This window comes from Aeromonas sp. L_1B5_3, from assembly GCF_963866575.1.
GTDB classification, from domain to species: domain Bacteria; phylum Pseudomonadota; class Gammaproteobacteria; order Enterobacterales; family Aeromonadaceae; genus Aeromonas; species Aeromonas jandaei.
In genome coordinates, this window is record NZ_CAWMDN010000111.1 from 87,871 (window position 1) to 99,095 (window position 11,225).

Annotated in this window: 10 protein-coding genes; 4 read left to right on the forward strand and 6 right to left on the reverse strand. The window is 60.8% G+C overall.

Annotated elements, in window-relative coordinates:
• Positions 1 to 41: 41 nt before the first annotated feature.
• From yegD to AACR93_RS09660, 6 genes are all read right to left on the reverse strand, one after another.
• Complete coding sequence (yegD, locus tag AACR93_RS09635; protein WP_043850624.1) at positions 42 to 1,409, reverse strand: molecular chaperone; 1,368 nt, start codon at positions 1,407 to 1,409, stop codon at positions 42 to 44.
• Between the two features lie 103 nt (positions 1,410 to 1,512).
• Entirely contained in the window at positions 1,513 to 2,502 is a 990-nt protein-coding gene (locus AACR93_RS09640) for a 2-hydroxyacid dehydrogenase (RefSeq protein ID WP_041209751.1), read from the reverse strand.
• A gap of 74 nt (positions 2,503 to 2,576) precedes the next feature.
• Positions 2,577 to 3,071 carry a CreA family protein gene (locus tag AACR93_RS09645; RefSeq protein ID WP_043850625.1) on the reverse strand — a complete coding sequence of 165 codons (495 nt, stop codon included), beginning with the start codon at positions 3,069 to 3,071 and terminating at the stop codon, positions 2,577 to 2,579.
• Between the two features lie 26 nt (positions 3,072 to 3,097).
• Positions 3,098 to 3,544, reverse strand: a complete 447-nt coding sequence (locus AACR93_RS09650) for an Mpo1 family 2-hydroxy fatty acid dioxygenase (RefSeq protein ID WP_043850626.1) — start codon at positions 3,542 to 3,544, stop codon at positions 3,098 to 3,100.
• 430 nt (positions 3,545 to 3,974) lie between these two features.
• Positions 3,975 to 4,832, reverse strand: a complete 858-nt coding sequence (locus AACR93_RS09655) for a hypothetical protein (protein ID WP_043850627.1) — start codon at positions 4,830 to 4,832, stop codon at positions 3,975 to 3,977.
• A gap of 150 nt (positions 4,833 to 4,982) precedes the next feature.
• Positions 4,983 to 5,369, reverse strand: a complete 387-nt coding sequence (locus tag AACR93_RS09660) for a TraR/DksA family transcriptional regulator (protein WP_033115635.1) — start codon at positions 5,367 to 5,369, stop codon at positions 4,983 to 4,985.
• A gap of 467 nt (positions 5,370 to 5,836) precedes the next feature.
• On the opposite strand from AACR93_RS09660, the gene AACR93_RS09665 reads away from it, so the two are divergent.
• The 4 genes from AACR93_RS09665 to AACR93_RS09680 all read left to right on the forward strand — a co-directional run bounded on the left by AACR93_RS09665 (position 5,837) and on the right by AACR93_RS09680 (position 11,188).
• Positions 5,837 to 7,168 carry a glutamine synthetase family protein gene (locus AACR93_RS09665; RefSeq protein WP_041209747.1) on the forward strand — a complete coding sequence of 444 codons (1,332 nt, stop codon included), beginning with the start codon at positions 5,837 to 5,839 and terminating at the stop codon, positions 7,166 to 7,168.
• Positions 7,169 to 7,468: 300 nt separating this feature from the next.
• The gene (locus tag AACR93_RS09670; RefSeq protein WP_043850628.1) at positions 7,469 to 8,830 is read left to right on the forward strand and encodes an aspartate aminotransferase family protein; all 1,362 of its coding nucleotides are present in this window, start codon (positions 7,469 to 7,471) and stop codon (positions 8,828 to 8,830) included.
• Between the two features lie 54 nt (positions 8,831 to 8,884).
• A complete protein-coding gene (locus AACR93_RS09675) occupies positions 8,885 to 9,982 on the forward strand; it encodes a polyamine ABC transporter substrate-binding protein (protein WP_082044092.1) in 1,098 nt (365 codons plus the stop codon).
• Positions 9,983 to 10,102: 120 nt separating this feature from the next.
• Complete coding sequence (locus AACR93_RS09680) at positions 10,103 to 11,188, forward strand: polyamine ABC transporter substrate-binding protein (RefSeq protein WP_043850630.1); 1,086 nt, start codon at positions 10,103 to 10,105, stop codon at positions 11,186 to 11,188.
• Positions 11,189 to 11,225 lie beyond the last annotated feature (37 nt).

Here is an 11,225-nt window from a genome sequence, read left to right on the forward strand (position 1 = left end):
GAGTGTCGTTAAATGGCAACACTCTGGCGATTTAGCCCCATTCAGGGCTTGGTTGCGAAGATCCGCTCGGCATAACGGGCCAGACCGGCGGCCACCGAGCCGAAGTCATCGCCACCCTCGAGCGGGATGGTCGGCAGCTTCTGGCGGATAAAGCTGGCGATCAGCGGCGAGCGGGCGCTACCGCCGGTGACGAAGATGCGATCGGGCTGCACGCCGGCGGCGGCGATCGCCTCATCCATCAACTCGCCAATCTTCTCCAGCAGCAGGGCCGAGGCGCCGGCCAGCTGCTCGCGGGTCAGCTCTGCCTCCAGCCCTTTTTCCAGCTCGCTCAGGGAGTGGCGGCTGCTCTCCTGCTCCGAGAGGGCGATCTTGCCCTGCTCGGCGCGCCAGACCAGCTGGTGGCTCAGCTTGTGGGCCCGTAGGTTGGCAAGGCGCCCCAGCTTGCTGCCGGGCTGGCTGTCGAGCTGCAGATCCTGCAGCTGGCGGGCGGTATCGAGACTGTAGAAACGGCTCTGGGCGCTGACGTCGTTGATGGCGGCTGCATCCCAGAACAGCGGGTGGGGCAGCGGCTTGCCGGTTTTGAGCACCTCGTGCATGCCGAGCAGCGGCATCATCCCCTCCACCGTCAGGCGGATGTCGAAGTCGTTGCCGCCGATCCGCTGGCCGCTGTGGCCGAGCAGATCGTCGGTGCGATCGAGCCGGTCGCGGTAGCTCGGGCCCATCCGCAGCATGGAGCAGTCGGTGGTACCGCCGCCGATATCCACCACCAGCACCACGGCGTCTTCGGTGAGGCGCGCCTCGAATTCAAAACCGGCTGCCACCGGTTCGTAGAGAAACTCCACCTGCTCGAAGCCGGCGATGCGGGCCGCCTCGCTCAGAATGGCGATGGCCTGACGGTTGCTCTCTTCGCCAGCCAACCCCTGAAAGTTGACCGGACGGCCGATCACCGCCTGACGGATCGGGGCGCCGAGCTGCTGTTCCGCCTGCTGGCGGACGTGGAGCATCATGGCGCAGACGATATCTTCGAACAGGGCGATCTGGGGGGCCTTGAGGCCGTAGGCGCCGAGGAAGGATTTCGGCGACTTGATGTAGTAGCCCTCGTCCGGCTCCTCCAGATAGCGCTCCAGCGCGGCACCGCCAAAGCTCAGCTCGTCGATCAGCCCCTCTTCGCGCATCTGGCGTCGCACCGCCTGGGCCCGGGTCACCACGGGGCCGCGCAGCTTGAGATAGGCCGCCTGCTGGCTGTCGGCCAGCCCTTCGGCCAGCAGACCGGCGATGGCGTCCCGGTGCGGCGCGTGCAGGGTGGAGGGGAGGTAGCGGGAGGGGCCGAGATTGAGCAGCCGCGGGCTGCCCTGTTCCATCACGGCCACGGCACAGTTGGAGGTACCGTAATCAAATCCGATAAACATGGGCAGTCAGCTCCTTGGAAAAAAGGGGAGCTAGCCTACCCGATGGCGCCGGGTCTCACAACCCGGCGTGCAGAGTTGAGGCGCTGCAATAGCGCGCGGGGGGTTACTCGACCTCGTTGTCGCTGCGGCCCTGACTCTCGATAGCCTGAATGTTGCCGAGGGTGGTGTCGGCGATGGCGTGCAGCGCCTCGCGGGTCAGGAAGGCCTGATGACCGGTGAACAGCACGTTGTGGCAGGCTGACAGGCGGCGGAACACGTCATCGGTGATCACCTCGTTGGACTTGTCGGAGAAGAAGAGATCCTCTTCCTCTTCGTAGACGTCCAGCCCCAGCGCGCCGATGCGGGAGGTTTTGAGCGCCTCGATGGCGGCGTTGGAGTCGAGCAGGCCGCCGCGGCTGGTGTTGATGATCATCACCCCGTCCTTCATCTTGGCGAACGCCTCCTGATTGAGCAGGTGGTAGTTCTCTTTGAACAGCGGGCAATGCAGGCTGATGACGTCGGACTGGCGGAACAGGGTGTCGAGATCCACATACTCGGCCCCCAGCTCGATGGCAGCCGGATTCTGGTAAGGGTCGTTCACCAGCAGGCGCATGCCGAACCCCTTGAGGATACGCAGGGTGGCGATGCCGATCTTGCCGGTGCCGATGATGCCGGCGGTGCGGCCGTGCATGTTGAAGCCGACCAGCCCCTCCAGCGAGAAGTTGGCGTCGCGGGTGCGCTGATAAGCCTTATGGATGCGGCGGTTGAGGCACATCATCATGCCGACCGCGTGCTCGGCCACTGCCTCGGGGGAGTAGGCGGGCACTCGCACCACCTTCATGCCCAGCTCCCTGGCGGCGGCCAGATCCACATTGTTGTAACCGGCACAGCGCAGGGCGATCACCCTGGTGCCGTTGGCCGCCAGCTCGGTCAGCACCTCGCGGTCGGCGTCGTCATTAACGAACAAGCACACCACCGGGAAGCCGTGGGCCAGTCGGGCCGTCTTGGCCTCCAGCCGCACATCGAAGAACTCCAGTTCAAAGCCGAAGCGGCTGTTGGCCTGGGTGAAATGCTCTTTGTCATAGCTCTTGGTGCTGAATACGGCGACTTTCATGGTGTGCTCTCCGCAGATGATTTGTAGTTAAATTACAACAAAGCGAGTCAACTATCACCGGACAAACCGGCTGGTTATTGTCCCCACGGCATGATGGGGACGGCGCTGACTGCACTCTTGTACGAACCATCCACCAGCTTGGTGCTGTAGGTCAGGTAAACCAGCGCATTGCGCTTCTGGTCGTAAAAGCGCACCACCTTCTGCTCCTTGAACACCAGCGAGGTGCTGACGTCGAACACCTCTTCCCCCGCTTTCAGCTTCGTCGGCAGGGTGATGGGGCCAATCTGGTGGCATGAGAGGGAGGCGTGGGAGGGATCTTCCGCCAGCCCGAGCCCGCCCTTGACCCCGCCGGTCTTGGGGCGCGCCAGATAGCAGGCGACACCGTCGATGCGGGGATCGTCGAACGCCTCCACCAGGATCTTGTGGTTGGGGCCGAACAGCTTGAAGGCGGTACTCACCTCGCCGACGGTATCAGCCTTGTCGGCCAGCGCCGGGCCGGCGAACAGGGCGCCCAGCAGCAGGGGCAGGGCGCGGCGCAGAGGTGAATTAAGAGTGTGGCGGTATGACATGGTCTCTCCTGTTGGCCCAGCCTCCCTCAATAGGGAATGCCCAGGCGACGATAGAGGCTGGCAAGCACCCAGGCGGGGCCTATCAGCAGAAATTGCAGGTCGGCGAGGAAGGAGGGGCGTTTTCCCTCGATCCTGTGGCCGACAAACTGGGCTATCCAGAGCAGCACGAAAATAAACAGCGCGGGCCACAGCAGCGGCCCCTGCCACTGGTGGCAGAAGGCCAGCCCGAGTGCGGTCAGCCCCGCCATCCCGACGAACAGGGCAAACGACAGCTGCAGGTAGAAAGCCAGCACCGGAATGGCGGCCACCGCCGCCCAGTTGAGCCCCGCAGGCAGCGGCCCGGCAGGCAGGCTCCAGAGCAGCCCCAGTGAGCAGAGATAGATGCCCGGCACTGCCAGCTTGTGGATGGCGACGTTGACCGGATGGCGATGGCTCTGGCCGTACTCCTCAAACCACTCTTCGATTCCCTTCATGGCACCTCCCTGGCGCACGCTCCGGTTAGCTGCTCTGGCCGCTCCGTTAAACGGGCGCGGCATCGCAAGCATGATGGCGGAAGCGCGCGACCAATGCCAGATGGCAACGCCGGCCCATGCCGCGTTCTGATCAGATAGCGGCAGATGGTAATGCAAGAGGGGGTGTGTGGATCGGGCGATGGCTCTGACGGGCCTGTGACCCGTGCTGACCGTTTGTTTGAGAGGCTTTGGTATCGCTATAAATTTAATTTATGGCTTTTCCCTTTATGACCCAATTTTAACTTATAGCTAGCCGGATCCCGCCATAGGCGCAGCTCTGCGCCCGTCAGCGGCTGTCACAAGTGCTTGTCCGATCCCAAGCGGGGAGTCCGGCTGCATCAGCTTTGATAGGAACAAAAACAGCACCGCCCCTGACGGGGCGGCTGGCAGCTTATCCCTGCGGGGGATACTCCCAATACTGCGCCGGAATGCTCTTGAGCAACGGCGTCATATCGGGGTTGGGCAGCTGGATGGTGACCCGCTGGTCGAGATTGGCGCTGGCCAGCGCTTCGCGGATCTTCGGGTTTTCACGGAAGAACTGCATGAAGCTGCCGTCGGCATAGGCCCGCTCAAGGCCGGTCTGGATCGCCTTGGCCAGCTCGGGGTACTCGGGGCTGACGAAGAAGAACTGGGCGAAGGGGTAGCGGATCAGCAGATGCTGCTCGATGGCGAGGTTGGGGTATTGCGCCACCAGCTCGCTGCGCTCGGCGAAGATCTCCACCAGTGCGCGCGGAAAGAAATCGACCTTGTCGCCGTCGTTGATCAGGCGAAACAGGGTGCTGAAGCGACCGGAGTAGGTCGGGATGCCGGCACTTTCCAGAATCTTGTTGTCAGCCCAGCCGACCCCTTGCGCCGCTTTCATCTGCCTCAAATCGGCCAGAGTATTGATCTGGTTGAACTTCTCTTGGGCATCAGCGTGGATGAAGGAGAGGCGCAGCCCTTCCAGCCCGCGAAACAGCGGAATGGGGACGGCAAGCAGGGAGGATTCGAGCGCGCTGGAGGTGCCCATCCAGAAAACATTGATGGTCTTGCCCTTGCTCAGCTGCTGCTGGAGGGTGAACTGGTTGAGATCGAGCTCGACGGGCTGGATGCGAAAGGGGGTGCCGGAGTGGGTCAGGGCCAGTTCCAGCAGCTTGTACTGGTACTCCTGATCGAGATTGTTGACGGGGCGACTGGGCACCTTGACCGTCAGAACCTGTGCTTGTGCCAGCAGCGGCAGGCACAAACACAGTTTGATGAGCCATTTCACTCTCTGTTCTCCTGTAGAGTCCGGGACGTGCCCGGAGTCTAACAGAACTTTTCACCCTCTTGCTGCGGCGCGGTGTGCAAGATTCGGGCGTTGGCCCTCGCTTGTCGACCGCCTATTGCTGCCAGAGGAGAGTGATTTCCCGGAGAGGGATCAGGCGACGCGGCGGAACACGTGGGTATCGTTGAATTCCTTGGTGCTCTGGCACTCGACGCAGAAACGGGACTCCGGACGGGCATGCAGACGCTTGAGAGAGATCTCGTCGCCGCAAGATTCGCAGTAACCGAAATCCCCTTCGCTGATGCGCTTCAGCGCGCCGCGCAGTTTGCGCAGGTGCAGCTTGTCGTGCTCGATGCGGTTCAGCTCCAGACGGCGGGCTTCCTCGATGCTGGCACGGTCAATTTCATCGGCCATCTCGTTGGTGTCGGTGGCGATGGCCTGGCTGGCCTGGGAGTTGAGGCGATCTTCGAGTTCGAGGATCTGGCGCTCGATCTGTCCCTTGTAAAAGGCCAGTTGGTCTTCAGTCATGAAATCACACATACGATTTACTACCAGTCAGTTTACTAACCCAATTATCCCTGTTTATGGGGGCTGTCTGCCTGCAGACCAAGCCCTTGTATCCCGATTTGCACCGTTTTCATGCAAGAGAGTGCAAATCAGGGCGGGCCTTGTACCAAAAAAAAGCAGCCAAGCAAAGCAAATAGGATACGGATTGTGCGCCTTTGCAAAAAAATGGCCTCTTTAGCGGCTGATCTGACGGGATCTGACATCTGGTTCTGGCCGGTTGGCACCGGCTTTGCACTGGCGAGAGGCGAGGCCACGAGTGTTTAGTATTTGGTGCCGCATTGGTCATTATATGCGCCGTTATTTATAGTTTTTTAAACACACACCCTTGACATTGCCCTTCATGGCGGGCTTTTATGGTGGTGTTGATTACAATTTTATAACAAGGGTGTTCCATATATTAGACACCCTTGCCAATGGCAACCGTAGAGTCGGGGTTTAACATGGACAGTATCAAGGGCTGGATGGAGAGCAATCGCATCACGGAAGTGGAGTGTCTGTTCCCGGATTTCACCGGCAACGCCCGGGGCAAGATCATTCCAGCCAACAAGTTTTTGCGCGAAGGGGGCATGCGACTGCCCGAGGTGATCTTCACCCAGACAGTGACAGGTGAGTATCCGGATGACGACAGCATGATCGACCCGCTGGAGCGGGACATGCAGCTCTACCCCGACCCCAACACCATCCGCTTTGTCCCCTGGGCGCTGGAGCCGACTGCCCAGGTGATCCACGACTGTTTCGACGTCAACGGCAAGCTGATCGACATAGCGCCGCGCTCCGTGCTGCGTCGCGTTCTGTCATTTTACGAGAAGCAGGGGTGGAAACCTGTGGTGGCGCCCGAGCTGGAGTTCTATCTGGTCACCCGCAATGAAGACCCCGACTATCCGCTGATGCCGCCGGTCGGCCGCAACGGTCGCCCGGAGACCGCCCGCCAGTCGTTCAGTATCGATGCGGTCAACGAATTCGACCCCATCTTCGAAGACATGTATGACTACTGCGAGGCGCAGGAGCTGGAGGTGGATACCCTGATCCACGAATCAGGCGCCGCCCAGATGGAGATCAACTTCCTGCACGGTGATGCCATCGATCTGGCCGATCAGGTGTTCCTGTTCAAGCGCACCATGCGTGAGGCCGCCCACCGCCACGGCATCTACGCCACCTTCATGGCCAAACCGATGAGCAACGAGCCGGGCTCCGCCATGCACATCCACCAGAGTCTGGAGGATATGAACGGCCGCAACCTGTTCGGTACTCCGGATGGCGGCAATTCCGAGCTGTTCATGCACTTCATCGCCGGTCTGCAAAAGTACACCCCCGCGGTGACCGCCCTGCTGGCTCCCAACGTCAACTCCTACCGCCGCCTCACCTTCGGCGAGAGCGCGCCGCGCAACGTCCAGTGGGGGGTGGAAAACCGCACCTGCGGCCTGCGCGTGCCTTTCTCAGACCCCAGTGCCCGCCGGGTGGAGAACCGCTTCGCCGGTGCCGATGCCAACCCCTATCTGGCGCTGGCCGCCACTCTGGCGTGCGGCTATCTCGGCATGATGGAGAAGCTGGAGCCGCTGCCGGAGATGAAATCGAGCGCCTACGAGCTGCCCTACAGCCTGCCCCGTTCACTGGAGGAGGCGCTGAGCCATCTGGAGCAGTGTGATCCCATCAAGGAGATGTTGGGCGAGCGCTTTACCCGTGCCTTTGTGGCGGTCAAACGCAAAGAGTACGAGACCTACTTCGGGGTGATCAGCCGCTGGGAGCGCGAATTCCTGCTGCTGAACGTCTGACCCGGATGCGTGCCGGCCACGCATCGTCCGAATCGGGGAGGCAGGCAGCCTCCCCTGCCTGTAACCGGTAATACGGGATGGAGGAGTGCCTCCCCCCGCGGATGGTTGTGAGCGAAAAGTGGCTCGCCACCGCTCTGGTTGCATGGTTGATAACAGTTTTTGGCTCGAATTAAGAACGCGAGGAGCAAGCCGCGCTGCAGCCGCAGGCCGCCCGAAAGTGGCCGTGACTGCGGGAGTGGCAGCCCTCCTGATTATGTGATGAACAGAACCAGCTAAATCGAAGGAACCGAGGAGCTAACAATGCAACAGACTACCCGTGAGTGGCAGCAACAGGATGCCAGCCACCACCTGCACCCCTTTACCGACTTTCAGGCCCTGAACAAGAAGGGCAGCCGTATCATCACCAAGGCTAGTGGCGTCTATCTGGAAGATTCCGAAGGCAAGCGCATTCTGGACGGTATGGCGGGGCTCTGGTGCGTCAACATGGGTTATGGCCGGCAGGAGCTGGTGGATGCCGCGGCCAGACAGATGGAGCAGCTTCCCTACTACAACCTCTTTTTCCAGACTGCGCACCCGCCGGTGATCGAGCTGGCCACCCTGCTGGCCGAAGTGACGCCGTCCCATCTCAACCACGTCTTCTTTACCGGCTCCGGTTCCGAGTGCAACGACACTGTGCTGCGGATGGTGCGTCACTACTGGGCCAGCAAGGGGCAGCCGGAGAAGCAGGTGATCATCAGCCGCCACAACGCCTATCACGGCTCGACCGTGGCGGGGGCGAGTCTGGGCGGCATGAAGGGGATGCATCAGCAGGGCAACCTGCCCATTCCCGGCATAGTCCATATCGACCAGCCCTATCACTTCGGTGAAGGGCAGGGGATGAGTGCCCACGAATTCGGACTGGAGCGTGCGCGCCAGCTGGAGCAGAAGATTCTGGAGCTGGGGGTGGACAAGGTGGCTGCCTTTATCGGCGAGCCGATCCAGGGAGCGGGCGGCGTCATCATTCCACCTGACAGCTACTGGCCCGAGATCCAGCGCATCTGCGATCAATACGGCATTCTGCTCATCGCCGACGAGGTGATCTGCGGCTTTGGTCGCACCGGTCATTGGTTTGCCAGCGAAGGGTTTGGCATCAAACCGGATCTGATGTGTCTGGCCAAGGGAATTACCTCGGGCTACCTGCCGCTCGGCGCCGTCATGGTAAGCGACCGGGTCGCCAAGGTGCTGGTGGAGGAGGGGGGTGAGTTCAACCACGGCTTCACCTATTCGGGTCACCCGGTCTCCTGTGCGGTGGCGGTTGCCAATATCCAGATTATGCAAAAAGAGAGCATAGTTAAGCGCGTCCATGATAACATCGGTCCCTATTTGCAGCGCCGCTGGGCGGAGCTGGCCGACCATCCGCTGGTAGGGGAAACCCGTGGCCGCGGACTGGTTGCCGCACTGGAAATAGTGCAGGACAAACAGACCAACCAGCGTTTTCCAGCCCACGCAAATGCGGGGATGACCTGCCGGGAGTTCTGCTTTAACAATGGCTTGGTGATGAGGGCGGTAGGCGATACCATGATCATATCGCCCCCCTTGGTCATCACCGAGGAACAGGTTGATGAATTGGTCAAGCTCGCCAGGCTCAGTCTGGATCTGACAGCCGCCAAGCTGAAGGGTTGAGGTGCGGCCGGGCAGGTTGGCATGCGCATACAATTTGCTTAGGAGACAAGGATGATGTCTTTCAAAACGGGAGTGATCGCTGCCTCTGTGGCTCTGGTCATGGCAAGTGCCGGAGCAATGGCCGACGAGAAGGTGCTGCACGTCTACAACTGGAGCGACTACATCGCGCCGGATACCCTGGATAACTTCCAGAAAGAGACGGGCATCAAGGTGGTGTATGACGTGTTCGACAGCAACGAGGTGCTGGAGGCCAAGTTGCTGGCCGGCAAATCGGGCTATGACATCGTCGTGCCGTCCAACCCCTTCCTGGCCAAGCAGATCAAGGCGGGCGTGTTCCAGAAACTGGACAAGTCCAAGCTTCCCAACTGGCAAAACATGGACCCTGCCCTGCTCAAGGCGCTCGAGCCGAGTGACCCGGGCAACCAGTACTCCATCCCCTACATGTGGGGCACCATCGGCTATGCCTACAACCCCGAGAAGGTGAAGGCGGTGCTGGGGGCCGATGCGCCGGTCAACTCCTGGGATCTGGTGTTCAAGCCGGAGAACATGGCCAAGCTGAAGGAGTGCGGTGTCTCCTTCCTCGACTCGCCGACCGAAATGCTGCCGGCCGCCCTGCAATATCTGGGCTTCAAGCCGGATAGCCAGAAGCCGGACGAGCTGAAGAAGGCCGAGGCGCTGTTCCTCTCCATCCGTCCCTATACCGCCTATTTCCACTCCTCCAAGTACATCTCGGATCTGGCCAACGGCAACCTCTGCGTGGCGGTCGGTTACTCCGGTGATTTGCAGCAGTCGAAGGCGCGGGCGGCAGAGGCCAACAACGGCGTGTCGCTGACCTACACCATCCCGAAAGAGGGGGCGGGCAGCTTCTTTGACATGATCGCCATCCCGGCCGATGCCCAGAACGTCGAATCCGCCCACGTCTTTATCAACTACCTGATGAAGCCCGAGGTGATCGCCAACATCACCAACATGGTGAAATTCCCGAACGGCAACAAGGCGGCGACCCCGCTGGTCAATGCGGAGATCCGCAACGACCCGGGTATCTATCCGAGCGAAGAGACCATGCAGAAGATTTACACCTTCCCGGATCTGCCGGCCAAGGTGCAGCGTGTGATGACGCGCAGCTGGACCAAGATCAAGTCCGGCAAGTAAGTGACGAGTGCCCCTCCCGGTCCGCAGTTCGGCCGGGAGGGTAGTGATGCCATCTTTCGGGATGGGCCGCGCGAGAGGATGCGCAGACGGTCAACCACTAAACACAGGAGAACTGAAACCGTGCATACAACCAGATTGGCAACCATTGCCCTGACCATGGGGTTGGCAAGTGGCGTTCAGGCAGCACCTGAACTCCATTTCTACAACTGGTCTGATTATATCGGCGAGACCACCCTCAGCGATTTCCAGCAGGCGACCGGGATCAAGACCGTCTATGACGTGTTCGATTCCAACGAGACCCTGGAGGGGAAGTTGCTGACGGGGCGTACCGGTTATGATCTGGTGGTGCCCTCCAACAACTTTCTGGCCAAACAGATCAAGGCGGGAGCGTTCCAGAAGCTGGACAAATCCCTGCTGCCCAATATGGCCAACCTGGATCCGGTGCTGCTCAGCCAGCTCGACAAGGTGGATCCGGGCCATCAATACGCCGTGCCCTATCTCTGGGGTACCAACGGCATCGGCTACAACGTCGACAAGATCAAGGCCGTGCTGGGGGTCGACAAGATCGACTCCTGGGCGGTTATTTTCGAGCCGGAAAACATGGAGAAGCTCTCCCGTTGCGGCGTCGCCTTCCTCGACTCCGCCGACGAGATGATCCCTGCCGCCCTCAACTATCTGGGGCTCGACCCCAACAGCCATGAGCCGGCGGACATCAAGCGGGCCGAAGAGCAGCTGCTCAAGGTGCGCCCCTATGTCGCCTACTTCCACTCCTCCAAGTACATCGGTGATCTCGCCAACGGCGATATCTGCGTGGCGGCGGGTTTTTCCGGCGACATTTTGCAGGCCGCCGCGCGGGCCAACGAGGCCGGCAAGGGGGTGAAGATTGCCTACAGCATCCCGAAGGAGGGGGGCAATCTCTGGTTCGACATGATGGCGATCCCGGCCGATGCCACCAATGTCAAAGAGGCGCACGCCCTCATCAACTACGTCCTCCAGCCCGAGGTGATCGCCAAGGTCAGCAACTATGTGGGCTATGCGAATCCCAATGCCAGGGCGGCGGCGTTCATGGATGAGAAGGTGCGCGATGATCAATCTGTTTATCCACCTCAGCCGGTGCTGGCACGACTCTATGTCTCTCAGGAACATCCTCGTGCAATCCAGCGGCTGATGACCCGGAGTTGGAGCAAGGTCAAGTCCGGAACCTAACCTTGGTGCCCGTTCGGGGGCGCCAAATTGCTTTTAT

Excerpts from the sequence above, each read along its gene's own strand:
- yegD (WP_043850624.1), bottom strand. The coding sequence starts at position 1,409 with ATGTTTATCGGATTTGATTACGGTACCTCCAACTGTGCCGTGGCCGTG.
- AACR93_RS09640 (WP_041209751.1), bottom strand. The coding sequence starts at position 2,502 with ATGAAAGTCGCCGTATTCAGCACCAAGAGCTATGACAAAGAGCATTTC.
- AACR93_RS09645 (WP_043850625.1), bottom strand. The coding sequence starts at position 3,071 with ATGTCATACCGCCACACTCTTAATTCACCTCTGCGCCGCGCCCTGCCC.
- AACR93_RS09650 (WP_043850626.1), bottom strand. The coding sequence starts at position 3,544 with ATGAAGGGAATCGAAGAGTGGTTTGAGGAGTACGGCCAGAGCCATCGC.
- AACR93_RS09660 (WP_033115635.1), bottom strand. The coding sequence starts at position 5,369 with ATGTGTGATTTCATGACTGAAGACCAACTGGCCTTTTACAAGGGACAG.
- AACR93_RS09665 (WP_041209747.1), top strand. The coding sequence starts at position 5,837 with ATGGACAGTATCAAGGGCTGGATGGAGAGCAATCGCATCACGGAAGTG.
- AACR93_RS09670 (WP_043850628.1), top strand. The coding sequence starts at position 7,469 with ATGCAACAGACTACCCGTGAGTGGCAGCAACAGGATGCCAGCCACCAC.
- AACR93_RS09675 (WP_082044092.1), top strand. The coding sequence starts at position 8,885 with ATGTCTTTCAAAACGGGAGTGATCGCTGCCTCTGTGGCTCTGGTCATG.